This is a genomic window from Paenibacillus sp. BJ-4 (genome assembly GCF_020404765.1).
GTDB lineage: Bacteria > Bacillota > Bacilli > Paenibacillales > Paenibacillaceae > Paenibacillus.
The window spans coordinates 259988-285504 of record NZ_JAIVEM010000027.1 but is presented as its reverse complement, the minus strand read 5'-3'; the positions used below and the strand labels follow the sequence as shown (position 1 = coordinate 285504).

General features: G+C 49.0%; 23 protein-coding genes. 12 read left to right on the top strand and 11 right to left on the bottom strand.

What is annotated here, in order from left to right; translation table 11 throughout:
- Nucleotides 1–156: 156 nt before the first annotated feature.
- Entirely contained in the window at nt 157–1929 is a 1773-nt protein-coding gene (locus LCF57_RS06350; RefSeq protein WP_225999943.1) for an alpha-glycosidase, read from the bottom strand.
- 149 nt (nt 1930–2078) lie between these two features.
- Here LCF57_RS06350 and LCF57_RS06345 point away from each other — a divergent pair, with 149 nt between their 5' ends.
- Genes LCF57_RS06345 through LCF57_RS06325 form a run of 5 tightly spaced genes read left to right on the top strand, consistent with a single transcriptional unit; the run spans nt 2079 to nt 6598 of the window.
- Entirely contained in the window at nt 2079–2753 is a 675-nt protein-coding gene (locus tag LCF57_RS06345; RefSeq protein ID WP_225999942.1) for a response regulator transcription factor, read from the top strand.
- The gene (locus tag LCF57_RS06340; protein ID WP_225999941.1) at nt 2753–4180 is read left to right on the top strand and encodes a sensor histidine kinase; all 1428 of its coding nucleotides are present in this window, start codon (nt 2753–2755) and stop codon (nt 4178–4180) included. The genes LCF57_RS06345 and LCF57_RS06340 overlap by 1 nt, the downstream gene beginning before the upstream one ends.
- 59 nt (nt 4181–4239) lie before the next feature.
- Nucleotides 4240–5157, top strand: a complete 918-nt coding sequence (locus LCF57_RS06335) for an ATP-binding cassette domain-containing protein (protein WP_225999940.1) — start codon at nt 4240–4242, stop codon at nt 5155–5157.
- Entirely contained in the window at nt 5154–5870 is a 717-nt protein-coding gene (locus tag LCF57_RS06330; RefSeq protein WP_225999939.1) for an ABC transporter permease, read from the top strand. The genes LCF57_RS06335 and LCF57_RS06330 overlap by 4 nt, the downstream gene beginning before the upstream one ends.
- Nucleotides 5870–6598, top strand: a complete 729-nt coding sequence (locus LCF57_RS06325; protein WP_225999938.1) for an ABC transporter permease — start codon at nt 5870–5872, stop codon at nt 6596–6598. The genes LCF57_RS06330 and LCF57_RS06325 overlap by 1 nt, the downstream gene beginning before the upstream one ends.
- Before the next feature lie 624 nt (nt 6599–7222).
- Here the strand turns inward: LCF57_RS06325 and LCF57_RS06320 are convergent.
- Nucleotides 7223–8179, bottom strand: coding sequence for an L-lactate dehydrogenase (locus LCF57_RS06320; RefSeq protein ID WP_225999937.1), 957 nt, complete (start codon nt 8177–8179; stop codon nt 7223–7225).
- 533 nt (nt 8180–8712) lie between these two features.
- Here LCF57_RS06320 and LCF57_RS06315 point away from each other — a divergent pair.
- From LCF57_RS06315 to LCF57_RS06305, 3 genes are all read left to right on the top strand, one after another.
- Nucleotides 8713–9534 (top strand): MerR family transcriptional regulator, encoded by an 822-nt coding sequence (locus tag LCF57_RS06315; protein ID WP_225999936.1) that lies wholly within the window; start codon nt 8713–8715, stop codon nt 9532–9534.
- Nucleotides 9535–9692: 158 nt separating this feature from the next.
- Nucleotides 9693–10514, top strand: coding sequence for a serine/threonine protein kinase (locus LCF57_RS06310; RefSeq protein WP_225999935.1), 822 nt, complete (start codon nt 9693–9695; stop codon nt 10512–10514).
- Between the two features lie 115 nt (nt 10515–10629).
- Nucleotides 10630–10749 (top strand): YjcZ family sporulation protein, encoded by a 120-nt coding sequence (locus LCF57_RS06305; RefSeq protein ID WP_225999934.1) that lies wholly within the window; start codon nt 10630–10632, stop codon nt 10747–10749.
- A 177-nt stretch (nt 10750–10926) separates the two neighbouring features.
- On the opposite strand, the gene LCF57_RS06300 is transcribed toward LCF57_RS06305, so the two are convergent.
- The 3 genes from LCF57_RS06300 to LCF57_RS06290 form a co-directional block, all read right to left on the bottom strand.
- Complete coding sequence (locus LCF57_RS06300; RefSeq protein WP_225999933.1) at nt 10927–11106, bottom strand: hypothetical protein; 180 nt, start codon at nt 11104–11106, stop codon at nt 10927–10929.
- Between the two features lie 106 nt (nt 11107–11212).
- Nucleotides 11213–12766, bottom strand: a complete 1554-nt coding sequence (gene gntK, locus LCF57_RS06295; protein WP_225999932.1) for a gluconokinase — start codon at nt 12764–12766, stop codon at nt 11213–11215.
- A gap of 41 nt (nt 12767–12807) precedes the next feature.
- Nucleotides 12808–14169, bottom strand: coding sequence for a GntP family permease (locus LCF57_RS06290; protein ID WP_225999931.1), 1362 nt, complete (start codon nt 14167–14169; stop codon nt 12808–12810).
- Between the two features lie 356 nt (nt 14170–14525).
- Between LCF57_RS06290 and map the strand changes: the two genes are divergently transcribed.
- Nucleotides 14526–15272, top strand: a complete 747-nt coding sequence (gene map / locus LCF57_RS06285) for a type I methionyl aminopeptidase (protein ID WP_007428495.1) — start codon at nt 14526–14528, stop codon at nt 15270–15272.
- A 200-nt stretch (nt 15273–15472) separates the two neighbouring features.
- Here map and LCF57_RS06280 read toward each other — a convergent pair whose 3' ends face one another.
- Nucleotides 15473–15952, bottom strand: a complete 480-nt coding sequence (locus tag LCF57_RS06280; protein ID WP_225999930.1) for a CcdC family protein — start codon at nt 15950–15952, stop codon at nt 15473–15475.
- A gap of 166 nt (nt 15953–16118) precedes the next feature.
- Nucleotides 16119–16595 (bottom strand): disulfide oxidoreductase, encoded by a 477-nt coding sequence (locus tag LCF57_RS06275; protein ID WP_225999929.1) that lies wholly within the window; start codon nt 16593–16595, stop codon nt 16119–16121.
- 235 nt (nt 16596–16830) lie between these two features.
- On the opposite strand from LCF57_RS06275, the gene LCF57_RS06270 reads away from it, so the two are divergent.
- Nucleotides 16831–17457, top strand: coding sequence for a nitroreductase family protein (locus LCF57_RS06270; protein ID WP_225999928.1), 627 nt, complete (start codon nt 16831–16833; stop codon nt 17455–17457).
- Between the two features lie 94 nt (nt 17458–17551).
- Here LCF57_RS06270 and mprF read toward each other — a convergent pair whose 3' ends face one another.
- Nucleotides 17552–20194, bottom strand: coding sequence for a bifunctional lysylphosphatidylglycerol flippase/synthetase MprF (gene mprF, locus LCF57_RS06265; RefSeq protein WP_225999927.1), 2643 nt, complete (start codon nt 20192–20194; stop codon nt 17552–17554).
- Between the two features lie 220 nt (nt 20195–20414).
- Here mprF and LCF57_RS06260 point away from each other — a divergent pair, with 220 nt between their 5' ends.
- Together LCF57_RS06260 and LCF57_RS06255 are read left to right on the top strand one after the other, a co-directional pair.
- Complete coding sequence (locus LCF57_RS06260) at nt 20415–21176, top strand: AAA family ATPase (protein ID WP_225999926.1); 762 nt, start codon at nt 20415–20417, stop codon at nt 21174–21176.
- Between the two features lie 240 nt (nt 21177–21416).
- Nucleotides 21417–22643: an MFS transporter gene (locus LCF57_RS06255; RefSeq protein WP_413232185.1), complete on the top strand. Its 1227-nt coding sequence runs from the start codon at nt 21417–21419 to the stop codon at nt 22641–22643.
- 66 nt (nt 22644–22709) lie between these two features.
- On the opposite strand, the gene bioC is transcribed toward LCF57_RS06255, so the two are convergent.
- From bioC to bioF, 3 genes are read right to left on the bottom strand one after another with little or no spacing between them, the layout of a single operon-like run.
- Entirely contained in the window at nt 22710–23576 is an 867-nt protein-coding gene (gene bioC, locus LCF57_RS06250) for a malonyl-ACP O-methyltransferase BioC (protein WP_225999924.1), read from the bottom strand.
- Nucleotides 23566–24297: an alpha/beta fold hydrolase gene (locus LCF57_RS06245; protein ID WP_225999923.1), complete on the bottom strand. Its 732-nt coding sequence runs from the start codon at nt 24295–24297 to the stop codon at nt 23566–23568. Before LCF57_RS06245 ends, bioC begins: the two co-directional genes overlap by 11 nt.
- Nucleotides 24282–25463, bottom strand: a complete 1182-nt coding sequence (gene bioF / locus LCF57_RS06240) for an 8-amino-7-oxononanoate synthase (RefSeq protein WP_225999922.1) — start codon at nt 25461–25463, stop codon at nt 24282–24284. The genes LCF57_RS06245 and bioF overlap by 16 nt, the downstream gene beginning before the upstream one ends.
- Nucleotides 25464–25517 lie beyond the last annotated feature (54 nt).

The window sequence follows — 25517 nt, the reverse complement described above, 5'->3', positions numbered from 1 at the left end:
TGTAAAAGCCTCATCGTCGACGCAAAAAGACCACCGGGATAGACAGGTTTTCTAACCTGTTTCCCGGTGGTTTAACTTATATTTGTCGGTGTTTGTGTGATACCTCACCATGAACCTACATAGGCATTATGCCTTTCTTTTGGCTTTGTTATCCTTTTATTTCGCGAGCTTCACTGACCGGACAGGTGTTGTCTTCAGCACGGCGTAGCCGTAGGGGGGAAGCTTGGCATGCAAGCCTTCTGCTCCTGTGGACCACTGGCTTTCGCCAAAGGCTAACTGCCATTCCTGCTCGGGAATGTCCAGTTCAAAAACGTGATCCTCATCGGAACGATTGAGTAGCACAAGCAGCACTTCTTCCTCGCTCCGGCGTTCGTAGGCGAGGGACGAGCTTTCTGGCTGTGCCTCCAGAAAAGTAAGGCTACCCTTATCGCGGAGGGCCGGATGCGCCTTGCGAAGAGCAATCAACTCGCGATAAAAATCGAATAGCTCATGATCCTGCTTGTCGGTGTCCCACTCCATGCACTTGCGGCAGCCGGGATCGGCATCTCCATCCAGGCCGATCTCATCACCGTAATAAATGCAGGGCGCGCCCATATACGTGAACTGGAACATAGCGGCTAGCCGCATCAGCCGCTTGTCACCTCCGCACAGCGTCAGCAGGCGTGGCGTGTCGTGGCTATCCAGCAGGTTGAAGGCCACCTCGGATGCCTGCTGCGGATAGCGGGCCAGCTGCTGTCCGATGGCAAAGGCGAAGCTTTGGGCATCGGTCACTTTTTTGACGAAAAAATCATTCACCGCATAGGTGAACGGATAATTCATCGTCGCGTCGAACTGGTCACCCTGAAGCCATTCAGACGATTCATTCCACATTTCGCCCAAAATGTACGCATCCGGATTGGCCTGCTTGACCGTCGTACGAAATTCTCGCCAGAAGGCATGATCCACTTCGTCAGCCACATCCAGCCGCCAGCCGTCGATGCCGATCTCCTCGATCCAATGTTTGGCCACGCCCAGCAGATACTTTTTCACCTCAGGATGCTCCGTGTTCAGCTTGGGCATCATCGGCTCCAGCCCGAATGTATCGTAGGTCGGTGTGCCATCGACTACTTCCAGCGGGAAGCTATGTATATGGAACCAGTCTCTGTAAGGCGAGGCTTCGCCCTTTTCCAGCACGTCAACGAATGGCCTAAAGGTACGCCCCGAATGGTTGAATACCGCATCAAGCAGTACCCGAATTCCCCGGTCGTGGCAGGAATTTACCAATTTTTTCAATATCTTCTTGTCCCCGAAATGCGGGTCTACCTCCATATAATCCTCGGTATCGTATTTATGATTCGTTGTTGCCTTGAAGACAGGAGTCATATACAGGGCGCTAATTCCCAGCTTGCTTAAGTGATCCAGATGATCCAGAATGCCCTGAAGATCGCCACCAAAAAAATTGTCTCTTCGCGGTGTGCCGCCCCATGCTTCTGCACCTTTCGGGCTAATGGAGGGGTCACCGTTCGCAAAGCGTTCCGGAAAGATCTGATAAAACACGGCATCCTTCACCCATGCAGGAGGCTTCAGAATATCAATCGGATTCAAAAACGGGTATTGGAACAGGTTATCTGCATTTTGAGGTTCCTCGGTAGTAAAGTCGTCCTCATTCATCCACAGGCGTTCCTCTCCATCTTCCAGTAAGAATCCATATTTCAGCCGGCGGTGGGTAGGCTTTACAGTGCATTCGTAGTAATCAAACCTGCCGTCGGTGGCAAATTTGGACATCGGAACAAGCTGCCGGGTACGTTCCCAGTCGTACTTATCTACAGTTAGAGCGTGAACGGTGGTCAGGTCATTTTTCTTGGTGCGAAGCCGCAAAAATATCGTTTCATGATCATAGCCAAAAGCCCAATTGCGCTTCGGGTGATGGTATATCGCTTCCAGTAGCATGGAATAGCCTCCTTTTTTACGAGCAATAAAATTTGAAATCGTATAGCGTATGTCGTATAAGGTAGTTATTAACCTTTTTAAGCGGGTTATGTACCATAAATGCTATAATGCCCATTACATAAAAGAAAAACGATAAGCAGGTGCCTACGATGAAAACAAATGTGTTATACATTGAAGATGATCAGGATATCGGTGCATGGATGCATCAATATTTGGAAGAACGAAATTACGCTGTAAGGTGGCTTCGCAGTGGGGATGGGGCTGTGGAGGCAGCCCGTACGTGTCAGCTAGTTATTTTGGATGTGATGCTGCCTGGTCTGGATGGATTCACAATTGGCAAGCGGCTCAAGAAGGAGCGCCCGGAGCTGCCGATTCTTATGCTGTCAGCCCGTACCTCCATTGATGATAAGCTGCAAGGACTGGATTTTGCCGACGATTATGTGACTAAGCCCTTTCATCCCGATGAGCTTATTGCACGGATGGAGGTTTTGTTGCGTCGAACAGGTGCCGTACCCGAAGAATCCATACAACTGGCACACCTCACGGTATATCCTCCTGATAACCGTATTGTGAATCGTGATACCGGGGAAGAAATTACGTTAACAGGCAAGCAATATCATATTTTTGCTTATTTGCTGCGGCATTTGGGCCAAATTATGACCAAGGAGCAAATGTATGAGGCTGTGTGGGGCGATCCGTATATCGACGGAGACAAAACGCTGATGGTTCATATCCGGCACCTGCGCGAGAAGCTGGAGATTGACCCTGCGAATCCCCGTATCATAGAGACGATCCGTGGTGTAGGCTATCGGGTGAAGGCGTAATGAACGGGCCACGTAATGGTTGGAGGAGGCTGCGTAGCTCGGGTCTTGGTCAGGGAGGACGTTTTGGAAGTTCGCTGTTATTTCGCTATCTGCTGATTATTGTGGTAGCCATGTTGCTATTGCCCATTGTGCTGCCTGCTACGGTGCTTATCTATAGTATGTTGTCTAACTGGGAGACGAACTCCACGCCTAAAAACCCACACTATCCCTCAACTACCGGTACCGAAAGCAGCTGGCATCGTGAAGCTATAGCCTTGAAGGGGAACACACCCGAGCAAATCTCAGCCCATCTGCGCAAAATACAGCGGGATATGTTTCCTGATTCACAAATATTTTGGGTGGATGCCACCGGGAAAACAAGACTGGAGCTACCCACACAACCGGATATCCCGAATCAATGGAGTGCGGGGCAGGCTATAGCTTTTATGAAGCAAGCAAGCTACGAGGGACCGTTCACAGTAGTGGCCTTTATTGGCGGCGGCAAAGAAGATGTGAATCAAGGCTACATGGTATTAAAAGTGCCCCGTTCATTCTTTGAACAGCAGCATACAGATAGCAGCATATTTATGTACTACCTCTTTTTTATAGTATTGATGCTTACAGGTTTTATATTCGTGTCTCTCCTGTTCTTTGTAGGCATTCGGCGCAGACTGGTGCGGCTTCAGGCGGCCATGTCGCAGCGAGGTGAGGATGGACTACCTATTCTTGTCACCACTGAACGCCCGGATGAAATCGGCAAGCTGGAGGAAGCGTTCAATCAGATGGTTGAGCAGTTGGCGGATAGTCGGGGGCGTGAGCGTCAGGAGGAAGAGCTGCGAAAAAGGCTGGTGGCGGATCTGTCACACGATATTCGGACGCCGCTTACGGTTGTACGCAGCCATCTGTACACACTGGAAACGGAGAATCTGAGTGTCAAGGGAAGGCATTCCATTATGTTAATGGAAAATAAGCTGAAAGACCTCGGGAGTCTGATCGACAACCTGCTCACCTACAATCTGCTGTCGAGTGGTAAATACACATTGAGAAATGAACCACGCGATATCCTGCGGCTGGTGCGGGAGTGTGCGGCCAGCTGGTACCCGGTGTGGGAAAAGGAAGGTTTTGAGGTGGATATCGATCTGCCAGAGCATAGTATAGTGTGGAAGGTCGATGAGCAGGGCTTTCGCCGTTTACTGGATAATCTTTTGCAAAATGTAGTTCGCCACGCCGCTTCAGGCCACTATATTGGTATTCATATACAGGAGCATCACGGGAAATCGGCGCTAGTTATTGCAGATAAAGGGCCCGGAATGGAACGCCAGTCTAGTGAAAAAGGAGCCGGGATTGGCTTGGCGATTACAGAACTGCTGGCTCGTGAAATGAATCTGGAAAGGGATATTGTCAGTTCCTCTGCCGGAACACAAATCCGTTTTTTAAACAAAACTTAAACGAAGGGTCCCCTCAGCTTTAAACTTGGCACGTTACGATAGGTGTCGAGGTGAGGAACTTGAACGAATATATTATTGAAACGAACGGTCTCAGCAAAATATACAAAGGCCGTGCTGCGGTTAACCAACTGGACCTGAAAATAGGGCGTGGAGATATTTATGGCTTTCTCGGCCCGAATGGGGCGGGAAAAACGACAACGATCCGAATGCTGCTTGGACTCATTCGCCCAACCCGGGGAACGATCCGCATATTCGGACAGGATATTCGCAGGCATAAGCTCGATATTTTGCGTAAAGTCGGCTCGTTGGTAGAGTATCCTTCGTATTACGGTCATTTGAACGCAATCGAAAATCTGGAGGCCATTCGCCGTATTCTGAATGTGCCCAAAGAGAATATTGCGGACGTATTGGAGGTTGTTCGACTGACCAAGCATGCCAAACGCCCGGTCAAAGGCTACTCGCTGGGCATGAAGCAGAGACTTGGTATTGCAGCGGCGCTGCTCGGGAATCCCGAAGTACTCATTCTGGACGAGCCAACCAATGGTTTGGACCCGGAAGGCATTCAGGAAATGCGCGAATTGATTCAAGCGATGCCCAAGGAACGGGGGATCACCGTACTGGTATCCAGCCATCTGCTGAGCGAGGTGGAACAGATGGCCAATACCGTCGGCATTATCCGTGAAGGCGAACTGGTCTTCCAAAATACGATTCACAATCTCCGTCAGGAATCCGCAGGGGGCATCCGTATCGTAGTATCGGAGCCGGAAGCGGCTCAACTGATTGCACGTGAGCAGGGATATCATTCGGTGAAGGACGGAGCAGCACTGGATTTTGAAAACATGAATGATGCGGCTGTTGCATTGCTGGTCAGAAGATTGGTCGAAAACACGCATGCCGTGTATCGTGTGGAGGAGCGCCGCAAATCGCTGGAGGATATGTTCATGCAAGTGGTGGGCAAGGGAGGGGGCTCCCTATGATGCTGCGGGCGTTGAAGGCGGATCTGCTCAAAGCACGCAGAAAGGGAATCTGGTTCCTGGTTTTCCTCGGTCCCATTGGATTGGTGGCGATGCAGGGACTGAACTTTGGACTCCGCTATGACTATCTGATTCCGCGATATAAGGGCCGTCTGTGGGAAGCCTTGATGGATAACATTGCTCTTTTCGTACCCCTTGCGCTGGTATTAGGAGCCACTATGGTTGCTTCCATGCTGGCGAATGTGGAGCATTCGTCTAACTCCTGGAAGCAGTTGCTGGCCCTGCCTATTTCCAAATTCAGCGTCTATATGGCCAAGCTAACGCTGGCCATCGGAATGCTATGCGTGTCCTGTCTGCTCCTGACGGTGGGAACGTGGGGGCTGGGAATACTTCTTGGTTTCGGGGAAGAGTCTGCGCCGATGGGCGAATTGCTTCGACTCGGATTTTGGCCCTTGGGCGGCACGCTGCCTGTACTCGTGTTGCTGTTGTGGCTAACGGTCACGTTCCAAAATCAGGCGCTGCCTGTAACACTGGGCATTACGCTCGGCATCGGCAGCTTGTTTGCTTCACAGCTGTCCGAATGGTTTCCGCTGGCTTGGCCGCAATTCGCATGGGCTGCGCCTCAAGCGTGGATATTCGCGTCCATCGGCTGCGGAACAGGTGTACTCCTCAGCCTGCTGACAGCGGCCCATTTTAGTCGAAAGGATGTGGCGTAATGTTCGGAGGATATGTACGGCTGCTTTCTGTCGAACGTATGAAAATGGCTAAATCGCCCGTCTGGCTGCTCGCACTCGTCAGTCCGGCGATTGCCGTGCTGGTTGGTCTGCTGGCGAACCCGGGAGGAAACTGGCTGTTGCTGTTGTCGGCCATGCTCACCATGCATGCGCTCCTGTTCATGCCAATGCTGACCGGTGTGTTTGGCTCCTTGGTCTGCCGATTCGAGCATGGGGGCGGCGGTTGGAAGCAATTGCTGTCATTGCCATTGTCTCGCACCAGCCTGTACGCGGCCAAGCTGACGATCATTATGGCCTTGGTCGGATTGACCCAGCTATTGTTCGGGGGAGCACTGCTGGGTGTTGGAGCTGTGCAGGACATGAATGGACCGATCCCTTGGGCCGTGATCGCCCAAAGTCTGCTCGCAGGCTGGGTTGCCTGTCTACCGCTGGCTGCGCTGCAGCTCATGGTGTCCTTCCTGTGGTCCAGCTTTGCTGCACCGCTTGCTTTGAATTTCGTCTTTACTGTACCGAATATTCTCATCGCCAACTCCCAGACCTACGCTCCGTATTATCCGTGGGTACAGCCTTTACTGGCGATGATGCCGAGCGGAAGCGACGACTTCGGGGCGTTCATGGTACCAGCCGATACACTAATGATGGTTGTACTAGGTAGCTTTGTCGTGTTTTTGATTTCGGGCCTGACGGTGTTTCGTTATAAAGAGATATAGAGTGAGATATAGGAGGTAAGCTTGCTGGTACATGAAGCTTACCTCGATCTGTTTTCTGTTTTATTATTTTCATTCATTCCGGGACATGTCTCAGAATGGGTATATAGAGCTGATTCAACGTCTAGCTCGTGAAGTTATTCTAAATGAAGCATAGGTAATCAGGGCATAGATAATACCATACATCGCCCATGCGTCCAAATTGGATTTAAAGGTGTCTATATTTGTCGTGATAAACAGGAGAGGAAGTACAATAGCGATGCCTACACCCAGCAGAATCCTAAAATGAAGAAATGAACAAATAATCCCTATTATAATGGCGATTAGGGGGCAAATGAGCAGAGTGGGGACAAGAGGGTTCAGTTGATGAAAAAACCAATAAATCATATTAACACCTCGTTTGAAGGGAGTATGGTAATTTGGTAGCTAGCTAATTTGTGCTGAAGAAACATTCGAAAGATTACGGAGAAAGACGATGGGAATGTGAGCATTGAGGCTATTAATCACAGGTTTAATATTATGGTCACTCTGCAATTTTAAAAAGGAAACACCGTTATTTGAGAGGGTGGAATTTATGAAATGGTTACACCGGATTGAAGAGCATTCAGTCCGGTGTGATGCACGTTTTTACACCAAGCCCGGCAGCGCACGAATATTATCGCTGATAAGGCGGCAGGAGGCGTCGAACTTGGTCTGTTCTTCCGGGCTAAGCTCCAACTCGATGATCTCCTGGATTCCTCTGCTGCCGATAATCGCCGGAACGCCTGTGCAGACATCGCTATGTCCGTACTCCCCGTCCAATACGGCTGAAACTGCTATAATTTTACCGTCATCATTTAAAATGGAACGGGTAATATAGGCGAGCGCATTAGCTATGCCAAAATAAGTAGCGCCTTTGCGGGTGTAAATTTCCCAGCCCGCATCCTTCGTTTTCCGGGCAATGTCGTCCAGATCCACGTGGCTGAATCGCTCTTTATGCTGGCGCAGAATGTGCAAGAGCGGCTTCCCGCCAATGGTGACGTGTGACCAGGCGACGAATTGGGAATCGCCGTGCTCGCCAAGGACATACCCTTGCACGCTGCGTGGATCTATGGAAAACACTTCAGAAAGCAGCGTCTTGAGACGGGATGAGTCAATAGAGGTCCCCGTACCGATCACCTTGTTGCGCGGCAGGCCGGAAATGCTCTGCACCAGATAGGTCACAATGTCGACAGGATTAGCTGCAATGACGAAAATGCCGTCGAAGCCACCCTCCATAATAGATGCTACAATCTCCCGAGTGATGATCACTGCGTCGTCCAATACAGACAGGCGGTCTTGACCCGGCTTCGGATTGGCCCCGGCTGTTATAATCACAACATCCATATCCGTGCAATCTGCATATGTTCCCGCATGCACCTTCGTACGTGTGGACGTAAAATCCATACAATGGGATAGATCGAGCGCATGCGCCAAGGCCCGGTCATATGTGCGGTCAATCATCATGATTTCGTCACAAATGGACTGGTTGACCATTGAGTAGGCACAGCTCGAACCGACCATTCCCGCACCGACAATCGCTACTTTCCTTGTTTTCCCTTTCATTTATGTTTCCTCCTCGTTCCAGTGAACGTTAATATGCTACAAATTATGTCTGAAATCCATTTTACGTTACATAACATAACATATTGCTGATCTTTTGAAAATATCCATTGTTTTACCTTCATGCTGCAAGATGAAAAAGTAACTGGAAATAGAGATGTTTTTTATGGTGAAGCGTAGCATAGGCGTGAATTAAACGACGTTTTTGCTGGAATACAGGATAAGCTGGTTCAATTCCTTTTTAAAGCAATATCTATATAAATTAAAAAATACATTGTTTCAATGGAAGGAATAATGCCATCAAAACACTGGAAATATGACATTTACGTGACGTTTTGAAAAGCTCTAAAATTGCATAGATCCCAAGCAACGCCGCCGTGTCGTTTTTTGCATTTTTTAAAAATCGCGGGTGATGACAAAGGTTCCTAGCAGTCCGCAATATTAGAACTTTTTTGCCAAAGGGTTTCCATTTGATTCCGCGAATTGTACATATACAAGCTTATTTCTTTCCATACCATCCGGGGAGGTAATGATCAATGGAAGAAAGCAAATCGACGATGGAAGCGGCCAGACAGTTGGAAATCGGGGCAAGTACCCTTCGTAAATATGCGGCAGCGCTGGAGGAGCAGGGCTATGTGTTTCAGCGTTCCGCGAACCAGTCGAGAATGTTCAGTCCAGAAGATATAGAGTGCTTAAGGGTAATGCGAAAAGCGCTGCGTGAAGATCATATGACGATGGATCAGGCAGTACAGGCGGTGCTTGAAAGGGTGACCGCACCATTCCCAATCGTGGAAGAAGAATTCCGTTTGCCGCCCGTCTCGGATGCGGAATCATTGACTGCAACCTGGGAGGAGATATTGGCGGCGGCTGAGGGCAGGGATGCGCATGTGATACAGGCGCAAGCCGTTGCTACCCTGGAGTCGGCAGGCTTACAGGAGGAAATCAATGTACAGGAGCTGTCAGAGGTACCGGTGCAGCTACAGGCACAGGAGCCGTATCAGACGTTGGCGCTAACCATTGAGCACAGACTGGAACAAGCACCTGTATCAGTACAAACGCAGGAGCCCATAGAGCCACAAGAATTGACGCAGATGCAGGATATGGTGCAAAGTGCCTTGCTGGAGATGCGAAGTCGCCTGGAAGAGCTGGAAGCGGAGCATAGCCGTTTGGTGGAAAAAAATATTAGCCTTTCTAACCAACTGGAGGATCAAAAACGCTGGATGAAAGAACGGGCTGATGAGGAACGGGATCGACAGTTAATCACCAATTTGCGCACCTATCAGGGCAGACAGCGCAAATCGCGCAGTTCGCTGCTATCCTGGCTCGGGTTGGCGCCGCGCAGACGTAGAGAGGCATAACCCTTATTTTTCTGTTTTTCTGATAAGGCCATCAGACCGTCCCGGCTCTGATGGTCTTTATTGTGGTGGTATAATGGTGGCATACAAGAACAAAAGAATAAGAGAACAGGTCGCATAGAGAGAGGTTTGACGCGGCGTGTATAGGAAAGGGCAGAAGAATGTTTGCTTGGTTGCGAAACGCTTATCAATCATGGATCGATTACCCGAAACAGCCTGGCGATATACTCAACGAACGTTATCGTATTCTTTCGCTGCTGGGCATGGGCAGCTATGGTCTGACCTATCTCTGTCAGGACGGACAGAGTGGGCAGGAGGTAGCGGTCAAGCTGCCCAGACCGAGCAAGCGGGCGAAGGCAGTTCAGCTGCTGCAGCGTGAGGCCGATATCATGCAGCAGATGGACCATCCCTATATCCCGAAGCTGCTCGAAAGGGTAGAGCCTCCGAAAGGAATGTACCTGGTCATGGAATATATCTCGGGTAGGACACTGGAGGAGCTTATATTTGAAGAGGAGCGTTCTTTTACAGAACGGGAATGCATCGTCTACATGCTGGAGCTGATGGAGCGGGTTATGCATGTGCATGAACGTGGCTATATCCATCGGGATATCCGGATACCGAATGTGCTTCATCGAGAAGGGAAACTATACTTGATCGACTTTGGTCTTGCGCTGGCGGTAGGAGAACGACAGGAGGATGTATTCACTGAATCCATGCTGGACAAGCGCGCATCTGAGCGGCAGGACGTCGCTGTCTATAGCGATTTGTATGATGTCGGCCACTTGATGCTTTTTATGCTGTATAGCAGCTACGAGCCTCAGCCGGATCAACCATCGGGAAGCTGGCAGGAGGAATTGAAGCTGAGTCCACCTGTGCGTCGTATGCTGGAGCGGCTTTTTCAGATGGGTCCGCGGTATGAACATAGCCGGCAATTTATACTGGAGCTGGAGGAAGCATTGCTTCAGCTTGAGGTTAATCCGTAATACCAGTCCATAAAGATAGCCAGGTATTCGCCGTAAAAATGGGGGAATGCCCCCTTACGCATTTGACCAGGTCTACATACAATGATCCTGTAAATGAGCGAAAGGAGTGTTGTAAATGAGTCATATGTGTGGAGTAGGCGGTATGCATTACGGCGTAGGAGCCTGGACCTCTATAGGAGCAATTCTGGTTCTGTTCATTTTGTTGGTGATTATATCCAAAACCCTGTTTCTGTAATTTCGGTCATAGCCGATTTCCTTTAAAATGCACAGATGTTGTCCTGCATAACGAAGGATGTACAACAATAAAGCGAAGGCCCGTGTTGAGAAGGGTCTTCGCTTTATAGGGCTTGAAGAAGCCCGTGGCTTGCTTCCTGTGTGACATTCTATTCCGTCATCGTTTTTTGTTACTTGGCTAGGAACTGGAGTAGTGACGGCGTTTGTCCTTGTAATATCGGTGACCGTTATGGCTGTTTCTGTAACCGTCTGATGAAGAATGGCGTCTACGGTCGTAATAACGATCTGAGCTGCTGTATCGCCGCTTATGAGAATGAGAGGTGGAATGTAGCAGGCGGTGCAGTATTTTTTTGAGCATCGTCTAATCCTCCTTCTTATCCTGTCCAGTGATTTTTTATATCATTAACTGACATAGACAGGTTCTTATGAAACGGTAATACGCCACAATGCTGTAACAGGTTCCATTAATTTGAGGCTTGTAGGGACTTGTTCTGAAACTCCGCAATATCCTTGAACTCTTCTTCAAACTTACGCGAGATGCGGATATAAATCGGCAGTAAATCACGGTATATATCTACATGCTCTGCCACAGGCTTATGCTGGTGAGTGGTGCCGATCATATCGGAGACTGCGTCCAGCGAATCAATCCGTCCCAGTGCATATAAGCCCAGAATAGCTGCGCCCAGACAGGAGCTTTCCAGACTTTCGGGGATAATGACCTCCTGGTCGAAAATATCTGCCATGAGCTGACGCCACAGCTCAGAGCGTGCGAATCCGCCAGTAGCGTGAATGACCGACGGCCTGCCGATGACCTCTTCCATAGCCAGCATGACCGTGTACAGGTTGAACAGTACCCCTTCCAGTGCGGCGCGAATCATATGCTCCTTTTTGTGGCGCAGGGATAGGCCGAAGAAAGAGCCGCGTGCATTCGGGTCCCACAGAGGTGCACGTTCACCGGATAAATACGGAAGGAAAAGCAGGCCGTCCGAGCCGGGACGTACCTGTTCCGCGATTTGGGTCAGTACATGATACGGATCGATCCCCAATCGCTTGGCAGTTTCCACCTCGGAGGCTGCAAATTCATCCCGGATCCAGCGGAACACAATCCCGCCGTTGTTCACCGGGCCACCGATCACCCACTGCTTTTCGGTCAATGCGTAACAGAAAAAACGTCCCTTGGCATCGGTCAGCGGCTGATCAACCACGGTACGGATGGCCCCGCTGGTGCCGATTGTGACAGCCACAACCCCCGGTTTGATTGCATTCACACCGAGGTTGGACAAGACACCGTCACTGGCCCCAATAACAAAAGGAGTCGTTTCCAGTAGGCCCATGTCATGGGCGTAGTTCTTGTCCAGCCCTTGCAGTACATGAGTCGTCGGCACCAGCTCGGATAGCTGTTCTTTCGTTATACCTGCAATGCGCAGCGCTTCCTCGTCCCAATCCAGCTGCTGCAAATTCATAAGACCCGTAGCGGATGCAATCGAATGATCCACGACATATTGCTGGAATAACCGGGCGAATACATATTCTTTAATGGAGATGAATTTGTACGTTTGAGCTGCAACATCCGGTAAATCCCGTGTAATCCACATCAGCTTCGTCAGCGGTGACATGGGGTGAACGGGCGTCCCTGTGCGTAAGTAAATGTCGTGTCCGTTGTACTTATGCTTGAGCGCTTCAGCCCATTTGGCGCTGCGGTTATCTGCCCAGGTGATGGAGGCGGTCAACGGCTTGCCGTTCTTGTCCACCGCCAGTACGCTATGCATGGCTGAGCTGAAAGAGACGAAGAGTACATGCTCGGCTGGTACTCCGCTTTGCTTCATGACCTCCTGCACCGTTGTCACAACGGCATTGAAAATATCCTCCGGGTCCTGTTCCGCTGCATCGGGCTCAGGTGTATGCAGCGGGTAGCCTACATGATGCTGGGCGGCAATATTGCCGTTTTCTTCAAAAAGCACTGCCTTGGTACTAGTCGTACCGATATCGACGCCGATCATGTATCGGGTGTCTGTCATAGTCAATCTCCCCTTCACTTACCGTTATTAGCTCATTATCGTTAAATTAACACACTTAGCAGCATAATCAAACCGAAAGCGACCAGGGAGAGGATGGTTTCCATAACGGTCCATGATTTTAGAGTCTGCGGAACGGTCATATTGAAAAATTCCTTGATCATCCAAAAACCGGCATCATTCACATGAGACAGCATCAGCGATCCAGCCCCGGTAGCCAGGACGACCAGCTCGACATTCGCGCCGGGTGTGAGTGCCAGTACAGGTGCGACAATACCGGAGCCTGTCGTCATCGCGACCGTCGCGGACCCGGTGGCTACACGAATGAGCGCAGCGACCAGAAAAGCAAATACGATTACGTTCATATGCGCTCCTGTAGCGACTGCAGCTATGGCCTGACCCACGCCGCTGTCAATCAGCACGGTTTTAAATGCACCGCCGCTGCCGATAATTAAGATAATAGAGGCTGTTGGTGCCAGACATTCACTGGTAAAACGGGACAAGTCCTCTTTCTTTAGACCACGTGCATAGCCTAGCGAGAAAAAAGAAAACACCGCCGCAATTAGTAATGCCATAACCTCATCACCAATGAATTTGAAAAATACAGTGAGCGGATGTGTATTGGCCGGGTCTACAATTTCAGCGACTGATCCGCTAAGCATTAGAATAACAGGTAACAAAATGGTGAACAAAGTAATCCAAAAAGGAGGCAACGACCGTCCCGTCGTATTTCTGAACTGCTCGTCCAGCTTCTCGGAAGGTCTGACCATGATTCTTTTGCCAATCCAAGCGCCGAAGACAGGGCCTGCAATAATGGCGGATGGGATGCCCACGATGAGTGCATATCCTATCGTGCGTCCAATATTGGCGTTAAAGGCTTCAATCGCGATCATCGGAGCCGGGTGGGGTGGTAAAAGGCCGTGTACCGTCGATAGTCCTGCCAGCATTGGAATACCGATTTTCAGCAGAGACATATTCATTTTACGGGCAACCGTGAACAGGATGGGAATTAATAAAATAATACCAACCTCAAAAAATACCGGAATTCCCACGATAAAGCCTACAATCATCATCGCCCAATGGACGTGTTTTTCACCAAAACGATCCATCAGTGTAGTCGCGATGCGTTCGGCACCGCCGGATTCTGCCATCATTTTGCCAAGCATGGTGCCGAGTCCGATGACGATAGCAATGGAGCCGAGCGTGCCGCCCAGTCCCTTGGTAATAGAGGCAGTGACTTCATGTCCCGGCATCCCGTTAACCAGCCCGAGAAATACGGAGGAGAGCAGCAGTGAAACGAAGGGATTCCATTTGAATTTGGCAATCAGCAAAATCAAAAGAATGACAGTAACTAGCGCCCATATGAGCAGTGAAACATTATGGCTCAAACCGAATAGTGTGTTCATGAAGTCATGCCTCCTTATCATCCTCAATAAACTCGAATAACTCCTGCGTGTTCCCCTGATTTAAAGCGTTTGCAAAGGTGCAATGGTTGTGAATCGTAAGCCGGAGTTCACAAGCAATCTTTCCCCTAGGGATGCACCCTGTAACCAGGTTGTTGGATAGTTCATAGGATATGCTATCTTGGAAATGACTTTGCATACTTGTATACAAGTTACGGGTATTATATACCCCGTTTAAGACACTTGTAAACGATATCAATTGACATCGGTTCCATTTCGCTGCTTTTAGCGTTACAATAGAAGCAGCAAAAGGAAGCAGTGAAAAGTGGAACGAACACGGAAAAGAAGGAGACCGTTTAATGATTATCATTAAAACCAAAGAACAAATTGAAAATATGAAAAAAGCTGGCGAGATTTTGGCTGCTTGTCACCGGGAAATTGCCAAAATGATCAAGCCGGGCATTACAACACTGGAAATTGACGCCTTTGCGGAATCGTTCATGAAAAAGCATGGCGCAACGCCAGAGCAAAAGGGCTACAACGGCTACCAGTTTGCAACCTGCGGGTCACCTAACGATGTGATTTGCCATGGCTTTCCGAACAAGACACCGTTGAAGGACGGGGACATCGTGACGATCGACATGGTTGTGAACCTGAACGGCTGGCTGGCAGATTCCGCTTGGTCGTATGCAGTAGGTAATGTGTCTGAGCAGGCACAAAAGCTGCTGGACGTCACCAAGGAATCTCTGTACAAAGGGATCGAGCAGGCCGTTATCGGTAACCGGATCGGGGATATTTCCCATGCGATTCAAACCTATGCAGAAGCGGAGGGCTTCTCGGTTGTACGCGAATTCATCGGTCACGGCATCGGAGAAGAAATGCATGAGCAACCGCAGGTTCCGCACTATGGACCACCACATCGTGGACCCCGTCTGAAAGAAGGCATGGTCATTACGATTGAGCCGATGCTCAACACAGGAACATACCGCAGTAAAATTGATGCGGACGGCTGGACCGCACGTACGCTGGACGGCGGCTTGTCGGCGCAATACGAGCACACGCTGGCTATTACAGCGGACGGCCCGATCATTTTGACCCAGCAATAGGAAACAGACAGCGACTGGGCAGCGTACAGATTAACGGCTTGAATGAGTTGAAGCGGGAAAAATAATGAATGTTCTGACGTGCGATGCAAATAGAAACCAAAAAGACACGCCCTTCTGCTGGGAGAACGTGTCTTTTTTGGTCTATACAGCAACATGCCATGATGCATGTAAGTATCTGTTGGTCAGATGCGGGCTTACGTCTAGCTCGGAACAAATTCGCGATATTGAAAATACATACGTAGCCGCCAGTGCAGTAATGTTCCGAAGGCTAATATGAAAAATAGCCCTGCTGTCTGCGGAATGGTAATGTAATGCTGAATAAACTCGTGCAGCAGCAGTCGGACGAGCAGCAGGCTGATCAGGATAAAAAAGAAGGTACGCGAGCGTTGCACGAAAACCTGCCCTTCTTGCAGTTCAAACTTGGTGCTGCGGATCAGTGGATAGGAAAAGATAAACCAGCCGATCAGAAAAGCGCCCAGCGCCCAAAGCGAGGGAACCCGTACCTCCGGCACGACAAACATCATAAAACCGGTGCTCATGCCGAGTGGAGGAATGATAATCTTTTTGGCGTTAACGGGGCGATGACCTGTCTTCATGCGGATAAAAATAGCCGAAACAGCGATCAAAATCATGCCGAAGGTCGCGCCATATTGCAGAATTGGGGTGCTGATATGAAACATGAACTGGGCCCCCTTTATAAGGAATGTAAGCGTTGTTGGACAGACTGCAAACCTCTATTATTATAGCACATATGTAATGGATATATTTAGTTACAGTCTTTCCTCCGACAAGCGGATTATACGCCTCAAGGTGATACCTGGCCCTATAATCGGGTCTCTATTATGCTTATGCGAGATCCTCTGCTTGTACCTCTCCCTGAGCTGATTTTTTCTCCTGGCGCATCATATAACCCATCGCTGCAATAATAAGGATAAAGGCAATAAGTGCGAGAAAAGGAATGGTGATAAAATCAAACCAGTTCAGATAATCCTGTTCACAGGATACTCTGCCGCAGGAGGTTGAAGCTTGCGTAGCTGCTTTGGCAGCTGCATGGATACGCTGAATCGTAAAATGATAGGCCGAAATGGCGCCTCCAATGATAGCCAGCGGCATGACATAACGACGTATTCCCGTATCTCCCCGAAAATAAGCGATCCCGAGCAAAAGGGTCAGGGGATACATCAGAATGCGCTGAAACCAGCACAGCTTACAAGGCTCATACCCCAAAATCTCACTGAGATACAGACTGCCTAATGTAGCCACACAAGCTACAACCCAGGCGGCAAACAAAGCAATATCCGTTTTTTTAAACGATCCAATCATAGTAACGCTCCTTTTTTCATTCAAATGAGAACAAAATGAACTCATCGTGTCTTGTCCGATCGGCGGGCATCTGCCGATATGAGTGTCTTATCCGTATTGTACTGTATTTTGAGTGCGGGGTCATACTTAAACATATTGACATCATTCACTATCATTTTTATAATTGCAGTAGTTTGGGAAGTTAATAAGGATTTAAGTTAGATATATATTATGAGAAATTAGGAGTGTGCCCAGAATGTCGAGTAGTCCAAAAAATGAAACCCTATCTACTATTAGTGAAAGACACGCGGTAAAGAGCTATGTTAAGGATTTTAAATTGCCAGAGGAAGATTTGAAGGCCATTTTGACTGCGGCGATAGAAGCTCCTTCCGCTTGGAACCTTCAACATTGGAAATTCCTTGTGATCGAAAGCGAAGCAGACAAACAAAAATTGCTGCCTATCGCCTACAACCAGGGCCAAGTAGCGGAAAGCTCCGTAACGATTGCCGTATTGGGTGATTTGGAAGCGAACCGCAACACCGTCATTTATGATCAAGCGGTAGAAGCAGGCGCACTTCCAGCGGAAATCCGTGATGCATTGGTAGGTCAAATCAACGGTGCGTACCAAAACCCGCAGGTAGCTCGCGATGCAGCGATCCTGAACTCTGCTCTTGCAGCACAAAATATTATGCTGGCTGCTAAATCTCTGGGCTATGACACTTGCGCAATGGGCGGTTTCATTCCTGCACAGCTGATTGAGCAATTCAATATTCCAGCACGTTACCTACCTACTATGCTTATTAGTGTAGGTAAGGCACAAGTGCCAGCACGTCCATCAGGACGTTTCCCACTGTCTGAAGTTGTTGTAAAAGGTAGCTTCTAAGAAAATTTGTGAATATAAAAGGGTGTTCCTGCAACCGTCGTGGTTGGGGAACACCCTTTTCTTATGTCGTATTAGGTTGCCAAAATAATTGGGTTTAGTCCGAACGCTTGGACACGAGATATACCAGCTCCAGCGTCAGAATCGGCAGAAAGACAGAAGCTGGATAGGCCAAATAGCGTGGCTCCCACTGCGGCTTGAACTTATCTTTAAAGCGTCGAAGCCCCTGAAAGCCATAAAAATGCCCGCCGTATTGAAACACGAGCCGGGCCAGCTTTTCCTCGCGCAGTGCTTTTTCACTTTGTCCTACCTGAGACAGCGGTGCCATGCCCAGATTAAATGTCGTATAACCGCTCTCCTTGGCCCACTCAATAACCCGTGTGAATAAGTAGTCCATCGTGCCATTCGGCGTGTCGGGCAGGTGACGCATCAGGTCAATGGAAACCGTCTGTCCATGATCATAGGCAGGGGCCATTGTAGCAAAGGCGATGACCTTTCCTTCAGGGTCCTTTAACAATGCAATCGGTGCTAACTGAAGATAAGGCTCTTTGAACCAGCCGAGTGAATACCCCTTCTCCTTGCGTCCGTCCAGCCAGATATCTGAAATATGACGCATTTCCTCAATCAGTGACGCCTCTAAAGGCGGCTGAATCATTTCGAATGTGTAGCCCTCGCGGTCAAAGCGGTTTTTGGCGCTGCGCAGCGCCTGGTTGCTTTTGCCTGTCAGTGTAAAGGATTCCAGTGGCACCAGCGCTTCCTCGCCCAGCTTGAAAAAGCGATAGCCGTTCTCGTGATAGATGGACAAATACTCCGGTGATGCCTGATAAAATACAGCCGTCAACGCATATCGGTCTGCGAAGCGTTGGAATTCCTGGATCGCTTCACTCACACCCTCTTTTGGACCGAGCGGGTCGCCCAATACAATCAGCTTGTCCCGGCTACGAGCATAGGGAATAACGACTTGCTCGTCCTTGGTCCAATACAGATACTTATCACCAAGAAAAAGCATATGAGAAACGAGATTGCCGCCCTGCCGTTCCAAAAACTCTTTTAGCTTATCCAGCTCCTGCGCGTCGGGCAGATTAGCGATTACGCGTTGCGGTCTGAGGAAGAAATACACCGTCAGAAACACCCATGCCAAAATCAAACTGAACACGGCAGTAACCCCATAATCGCTGCGATTCATAAAAAAATCCAGATGAACCTTGGCATGCAGATGACGCATAAACGGAGTATTGGAGCCTGCTCCAATCATAAAATAAGCCCCGGTCACGAGCAGAGATAATCCACCCCATATTAAAATGTTGTGCCGATTCAGCGGTGCACTGACCCGATAAAACCGTGAACGTGAAATCCACAGCATTAACGCCACGAACAGCAGGAACAAGGCCTCTTCAAAATCCAGACCCTTGATGAAGGTGAACATAGCGCCCGCCAGCAGCAGCATCAATGTCAATCGCAATGCTCTACGAATACGCAGAGAGATCCCGTGGGACAGGACGACAAGCATAATCCCGATGATGACCGAGATTTCGTGCGATAAGCGCATAACAGGCAGGCTGAGCAAATGCTCGGCAAAACGGAGCCGATATAACAGGCCGGGCGTAGCCGCAGACAAAAGAAGCACAACGCCGGAGATGAGTACCAGCTTACCCAGCGCCCATACCCCAAGATCGGCCAAAAACCGGAACTGGCCGGGCCAGCCCCATACCTTCTGCCAGGCATTAAGGGAGTAATCCCAGCCTGTCTCAGCCAACTGGCTCAGGCGCTCGTTGCGCGGAATCATCTCCAGGGCGGCTAAGACCAAGCCGATCAGCCATGGAATGATGTAATAAAAGACGCGAAAGACCAGTAGCACAGCCAGTGCCCGATCTGGATTAGCGCCTGCCAATTGCAGTCCGAGCAGGGCAATGATGTCGAAAGCGCCGACTCCTCCGGGTGCAAGACTGATGAGTCCGGCAATCGCGGCAATCACATAAATGCCGAACACGGCATTGATCGGCAGCTCATGGAGCAAGTGTGAGCCAATCCATGCAAAGGTAAGACCAGCCAGCAGCCATTCCAGCAGCGAAGCGCCAATGGAGGCGGAGATTGTGGACCAAGCAAGCTGGCCTTCTCCCTTGTTGAACCATTTGCCGTACCGTTTGGATCGTTGCATGACCAAAAATAACGGCAGGTACAACGCCATTCCCCATAGCGCCCAATGAAGCCATGGATGAGCATCCAGCACGGGCTGTACCGAATACAGCTGGACGATGGCTCCCCAAGCCAGCAAAGACAATCCGGTAATGACGACAGGCGAAAGGAACACAACCGCAGAGGTGATGACACCCAGCGGTACGCCGTTTTTTTTGTACAGCACAGTGCGAAGCCCCGCACCTGTAAAGCCTGCAAAGCCAAAGACATTATTGAAGGTATTGGAGATCCAGGCATATCGGAATGTTACTCCAGGCTTGACCTGAAGCTTGAAATGATGCCTGATCACGTAATCGTATGCGCTCATGGCCGCCACCGCTACCAGTGAGAACAAGCCAATCTCGATGAGAAATGTGGCATCCATTCGCCGCAGCTCATGAAGCATCCGCGCCAGATTGAAGCCTTTCAGCTCGCGTCCGGCTTCCCATATAATAAAAGCCAGTACAGCCAGCGGTAGCAAAATACGTGTCATTCGCTGCCTGTAGATGGTTATCATGAACTGTACGATTTTAAAGGATTGGACCGGTTTGTGATTTGAATTCATAGATTCACCTGCCTGAAAAAATAATGAACTATACCCTACTGAATAAAACACAGAGATTTCGTGCCCCACTAAACAGGCTTCTATATATTATACCTGTAATAATCGCTCGAATAACAACAGAAGGGTTACGAAAATGGGATTTCAGATTGATCACTGTAAATAATTCCAATATAATGATGGAATACCTAGTAAATTGCTTGGCGATGGAGTTGAATCAGACATGAGTATATGGGATCGCAATCTTTTTATACGTAGATTGGAGCTGTTATGGCCTCCAGATGCTGACAGAAGCCAATACCCTTTTAACTTAAAGGCTCTTCACCAGTGGAATGAACTCAAATTCCATCCTTCCGTTACCTATATCGTTGGAGAAAATGGTGTAGGTAAATCGACGCTTATGGAGGCAATCGCAGTCGCGTGGGGATTTAATCCGGAGGGTGGCACTAAAAATTTTAATTTTTCAACACAGGCCACACATTCCTCGCTGCATGAGCATATCCGGTTGGTGAGAGGAGTAGATAAGCCGAGGGACGGCTTCTTTTTCCGTGCGGAGAGCTACTATAATGTAGCTACTCATATTGACGAGCTGGATCGAGAAGGAGGAGGACGGCCGATTCGGAACTCCTACGGGGGAAAATCACTGCATGAGCAGTCGCATGGCGAGTCTTTTTTTGCAGCATTTGTGCATCGCTTTGGCGGACAGGGCTTGTATATTCTGGATGAACCGGAGGCTGCGTTATCGCCTTTGCGCCAGATGGGCATGCTTGCACGTATTCACGAACTCGTACAGCAGGGCTCACAATTTATCATTTCTACGCATTCCCCGATTTTGATGGCCTATCCTAACTCCATCCTGTATCATCTGACACATGAAGGAATCGAAACCCGAACGCTGGAGGAAACCGATCATTTCATCATTATGAAGCAATTTCTGAACAACAAGGAAAAGATGCTGCATGAGCTATTCGAGGATCCCCAATAAGGAACGGAGGGTGGGGTGAAATCCGTCCTTTCCATTTTTCGATATCGCTTAATTGTGATTTTTTTGGAGCTTCCGTTTTGCTCAAGCATGTGAATGTTTCTTTTTGCTGTCCTGTCAAAGGAAACATTCAGGGTTAGCGGAAGTATTTTTTGATTGTTATTTGTCTCTCGCTCTATTAATATAATGAAGAGTTTTGATGAAATAGCTGCAAAATAAGCTTTTCGCATACGAAATAAAGAACTGAGGAGGACAAAACGCAACATGTCAGATTCACAACAACAGTTGAAAATGGGACCGCTGGTCATTTTGATGATTAATATGTTTATTGCCATGCTGGGAATTGGCCTTATCATTCCCATCCTGCCGAAATTTATGAATTCCCTGGGAGGCAGTGGTGAAACGGGAGGCTACCTGGTTGCTGTGTTTGGCTTGACCCAGTTTCTGTTTTCACCGTTAGCTGGGGAATGGTCCGATAAATACGGACGTAAAAAAATGATTATTACCGGTTTGGTAATCATGACGGTGTCTTCTGTATTGTTTGCTATTGGACACTCGTTGACGATGCTGTACATTTCCCGGTTGCTGGGAGGAGCGGGCGCTGCCTTTATGATTCCTCCGATGATGGCTTATATTGCCGACATTACAACGGTACACAATCGTGGTAGAGGAATGGGCTTGCTAGGCGCTGCCATGTCTCTAGGCTTTGTTATCGGCCCTGGTGTGGGCGGCTTGCTGGCGGATATCTCACTGCGCACGCCTTTATATGTTTCGGCTGGCGTATCGGGCTTGGCTGCGCTGATCTCATTGATTTTGCTGCCTGAAACCTTGTCGTTGGAGAAGCAGTTGAAATTTCGCAATGTTAAGGTTAAGCGCGATAATGTGATTAAGCAGTTTGCACTTTCTTTTCACAAACCGTATTTTATGCTGCTGATTATGATATTCACGCTTACGTTTGGGCTGACACATTTTGAAACGATGTTCCCTTTCTTCGTAACAGGCAAGTTTCATTACAATGAGCGTGATATTGCCATCATCATTACAGTAGGCGCATTGGTGGGGACAGTGATTCAGGCTGTGGTCATCAGTCCGATGTTGAATCGTTTTGGTGAAAAAGGTGTGATTATCGGCTCCTTTCTGTTTTCTGCGATTTCCCTTGTGCTTATGCTGCTCTCTGGCAACTTTTATTATGTACTTGGGGTATCACTCATTTTCTTCACCGCCACGTCGCTCCTGCGGCCAGCTATCAATACTGCTTTATCCAAAATGGCAGGAGATGAGCAGGGCGTTGCAGCCGGGATGAACAATGCCTATATGAGTATCGGTAATATTCTTGGACCTGCGCTGGCGGGTACGTTGTTCGAGGTGCATATCAATTTGCCGTACATTTTCGGGGCGGCCATCCTCCTTCTTAGCTTGGGGCTGGCTGTAAAATGGAACAGCAGAGGCACACAAACCACAGCGGCGTAGTATTATTGAAAAACAGGACGTTTCTTGAACGAAACGTCCTGTTTTTTTGATTTGTGTCCTTAAAGATCACTGAGTTTTTGATGCCTGAATAAGTACAATGTCATAAGTCGCTGCAACACCTTCCGGCGTGCTGAAACGATCTTCATACTCTTTATACAGGCTGGTGAACAGACGCCGCGATCCGAGACTGCCGGAAATAACGGCTTCTGAAGTGCTAGCTCCCAGCGCCTTTACAGATAATAGAAAATCTCTTGGTGAAGCGTATTCTTCCGTTAACAGCTTACATTTATATTGAATATTGGAGAAACCAGCTGTTGTCAATGAATCTTTCCATTGATTTGCAGATTGAAACGAGAGTCCGTGCCTCTGGGGCATCATATCTTCAGCACGGTAAACTTCTTCAAAAGCCGTATGCAACTCGTGGAAGGTACCAGGTCCAAAGGTTGCGAATGCGAGTATCCCTCCGGGGCGAAGCAGTCGGTAAAGGTAATTCAGTGTTTGCTGCGGCTGGCTCAACCATTGGAAACAAGCGCTGGAAACGATGAGGTCGAACGAAGAGGCAGGAGTGTTAGCCGCCCATATTTCGACATCGGCAAGCAAAAAGTGAATATCAGATGATGGTCTATCGTTCGAGCCTACAGGATTTGCAGTACTCAGCACACGCTGTTCAGCGGTCAGAATCATTGCAGGTGCAATATCCAGCGCAGTAATAGATGAGTACGGCCATCTGTTCACCAAAATTTCAGTTAGAATACCGGTGCCACATCCGATCTCAAGCATGCTGAGTTTGTTGGAATCATCGGCATTTGTCTGTCGCATAAGAAATTCTGCAAGCATGTCCGCCATGGTACGCTGCACATGGGCATGAGTATCATACAACCCTGCCGCGCTGCGGTTAAATTGCCGTGCAATAGTTGCTTTTCTACTGATCATGCCACCAACTCCTAATTGATTCAGCCATAAGTGCCTCCCTTCCCAAAAACGGAGCATGTCCGCTATCGGGTATGGCTAGTAGTTTTGCCTGAGGCAATTGCATAAGCAACTCCTCTGCTGCCTCGTAAGGACAAATCTGATCTTCGGTACCGTGTATAAGAAGAACCGGACAATGAATTGCCGGAAGTCGAGAGAGGCATTCTAGATGACGGAGGGTTTCAAGTCCCGCGATGAGTGCCGGAGTTGTCCAGTTGCCTATGAGGGAACGATGGTTCCTGAGTTCCGACGCTGTTTCCAAGTCCGTAAACATCATCTGACTGAATTTGCTCTCTATAGCCTGCCGATCTCTTTGGAGTCCGGTGATCATCTGCCTAACATAGATATCTGCCCAGCCGCGATTCTGTTGTTCTTTAGGACGGGTAAACCTGGCTGTTGCTGAAAAAAGTATGAGTCCATCTGCCAGTTTCTGATCCGCGAGTTTCAATGCCAATAACCCGCCCAGTGACCAGCCTGCTATCAGAAAAGGACCGGAGTATGAGGAAAGAAAACCTTTCGCTGCAGTTTCGGCCAAATGCAATATCTCCTCGGAGGAAGCAGCAGCGCTGTAATCTACAGAAACATGATGAAAATCAGGGAGAAGCCCGCGAAGCTGATCAAAGACCTTATTCGACATACTCCACCCGGTCAGCCACAGGATGGCGCCACCTAATTCTGACGGCATGATTCCAAAACCCCCAGTTGAAGTCCTAGCCTGCAAATTTTCGTAACGGCATCTGTTAGCTCCTCCAGGGAATGTGCAGCCGATAAAGAGAAGCGAATTCTCGCAGTACCCTCGGGTACTGTTGGAGGACGAATGGCTATCGCCGCAATACCTTCGGTTTCCAGAGCACTGCTAAATAGCAGAGCCTTATGATTATGTTCTAGGATCAAGGGCACAATTGCAGAATCTCCGTTACCGATGTTAAAACCCGCATCACATAATGAGGAACGAAAAAATTTGCTTGCCGCGATTAGCCGTTCACGACGCCAGTGTTCTGTTTGTATCAGCTTCAATGCTTGGACAGCCCCCGCTATAAGAGAAGGGGGGAGTGCCGTTGAAAAGATAAGCGGCCTGGCCTTGTTTATCAGCCAGCTGATGAGCGTCTCATTTGCACAAACATAAGCTCCGTAGATGCCAAACGATTTGCTGAGCGTTCCCATATGAATATCCACATTACTTGTTACCCCAAGTGCAGAGATCAATCCCTCGCCACGTGAACCGTAAACCCCTCCGCTATGTGCCTCGTCAACCATCAGCAGAGCATTATACTCCCGTTTGAGCGCAATAAGGTCGAGCAAGCGCGCCTGATCACCATCCATGGAAAAGATTGCGTCCGTCACGATTAGCTTCCGCCGTTTATCACGGAATTTATGCAATAAGGCACGCAAATGCTCCATATCGTTATGGCGATACCGTGCATGCTCGGCGCGGCTCAAAATAATGCCGTCGACCATGCTGGCATGGTTGAACTGGTCGCTGAATACCACATCGCCACGGCCCACAAGCGCGCTAATGACACCAACATTGGCTGTATACCCGTTTGCGAAGACAAGTGCCGCATCACAGTTTTGCCATTCTGCCAACGCTTTTTCAAGCTGTGCATATGGCTGCCGATTGCCGGTTACAAGCCTGGAGGCACCGGCGCCGGCTCCTTCCTTGAGGAGTGCATCACGCATTGCTTCAATAATAGCAGGATGCTGGGCAAGCCCTAGATAGTCATTCGAGGACAAGTCGAGCAGTGCTCGTCCGCCATGCATCACATAACCAGGACTTTCGGGGATAGGGACATGGGTACGCAAGCGGCGTTCCATTGATGCGTGGTGTAATGCCTCAAGTTCTTTTTTCATCCAAAGGATGATCATCACCGCCTTGTAGAGCATCTAATTTCATTTCAAAGCCTG

What these genes read in the sequence shown, in the direction of transcription:
- mprF (WP_225999927.1), bottom strand. Translation starts at nt 20,194, where the DNA reads ATGAATTCAAATCACAAACCGGTCCAATCCTTTAAAATCGTACAGTTC.
- gntK (WP_225999932.1), bottom strand. Translation starts at nt 12,766, where the DNA reads ATGACAGACACCCGATACATGATCGGCGTCGATATCGGTACGACTAGT.
- LCF57_RS06345 (WP_225999942.1), top strand. Translation starts at nt 2,079, where the DNA reads ATGAAAACAAATGTGTTATACATTGAAGATGATCAGGATATCGGTGCA.
- map (WP_007428495.1), top strand. Translation starts at nt 14,526, where the DNA reads ATGATTATCATTAAAACCAAAGAACAAATTGAAAATATGAAAAAAGCT.
- LCF57_RS06305 (WP_225999934.1), top strand. Translation starts at nt 10,630, where the DNA reads ATGAGTCATATGTGTGGAGTAGGCGGTATGCATTACGGCGTAGGAGCC.
- LCF57_RS06340 (WP_225999941.1), top strand. Translation starts at nt 2,753, where the DNA reads ATGAACGGGCCACGTAATGGTTGGAGGAGGCTGCGTAGCTCGGGTCTT.
- bioC (WP_225999924.1), bottom strand. Translation starts at nt 23,576, where the DNA reads ATGATCAGTAGAAAAGCAACTATTGCACGGCAATTTAACCGCAGCGCG.
- LCF57_RS06260 (WP_225999926.1), top strand. Translation starts at nt 20,415, where the DNA reads ATGAGTATATGGGATCGCAATCTTTTTATACGTAGATTGGAGCTGTTA.
- LCF57_RS06275 (WP_225999929.1), bottom strand. Translation starts at nt 16,595, where the DNA reads ATGATTGGATCGTTTAAAAAAACGGATATTGCTTTGTTTGCCGCCTGG.
- LCF57_RS06290 (WP_225999931.1), bottom strand. Translation starts at nt 14,169, where the DNA reads ATGAACACACTATTCGGTTTGAGCCATAATGTTTCACTGCTCATATGG.
- LCF57_RS06350 (WP_225999943.1), bottom strand. Translation starts at nt 1,929, where the DNA reads ATGCTACTGGAAGCGATATACCATCACCCGAAGCGCAATTGGGCTTTT.
- LCF57_RS06330 (WP_225999939.1), top strand. Translation starts at nt 5,154, where the DNA reads ATGATGCTGCGGGCGTTGAAGGCGGATCTGCTCAAAGCACGCAGAAAG.
- LCF57_RS06270 (WP_225999928.1), top strand. Translation starts at nt 16,831, where the DNA reads ATGTCGAGTAGTCCAAAAAATGAAACCCTATCTACTATTAGTGAAAGA.
- bioF (WP_225999922.1), bottom strand. Translation starts at nt 25,463, where the DNA reads ATGAAAAAAGAACTTGAGGCATTACACCACGCATCAATGGAACGCCGC.
- LCF57_RS06280 (WP_225999930.1), bottom strand. Translation starts at nt 15,952, where the DNA reads ATGTTTCATATCAGCACCCCAATTCTGCAATATGGCGCGACCTTCGGC.
- LCF57_RS06310 (WP_225999935.1), top strand. Translation starts at nt 9,693, where the DNA reads ATGTTTGCTTGGTTGCGAAACGCTTATCAATCATGGATCGATTACCCG.
- LCF57_RS06315 (WP_225999936.1), top strand. Translation starts at nt 8,713, where the DNA reads ATGGAAGAAAGCAAATCGACGATGGAAGCGGCCAGACAGTTGGAAATC.
- LCF57_RS06325 (WP_225999938.1), top strand. Translation starts at nt 5,870, where the DNA reads ATGTTCGGAGGATATGTACGGCTGCTTTCTGTCGAACGTATGAAAATG.
- LCF57_RS06320 (WP_225999937.1), bottom strand. Translation starts at nt 8,179, where the DNA reads ATGAAAGGGAAAACAAGGAAAGTAGCGATTGTCGGTGCGGGAATGGTC.
- LCF57_RS06300 (WP_225999933.1), bottom strand. Translation starts at nt 11,106, where the DNA reads ATGCTCAAAAAAATACTGCACCGCCTGCTACATTCCACCTCTCATTCT.
- LCF57_RS06245 (WP_225999923.1), bottom strand. Translation starts at nt 24,297, where the DNA reads ATGCCGTCAGAATTAGGTGGCGCCATCCTGTGGCTGACCGGGTGGAGT.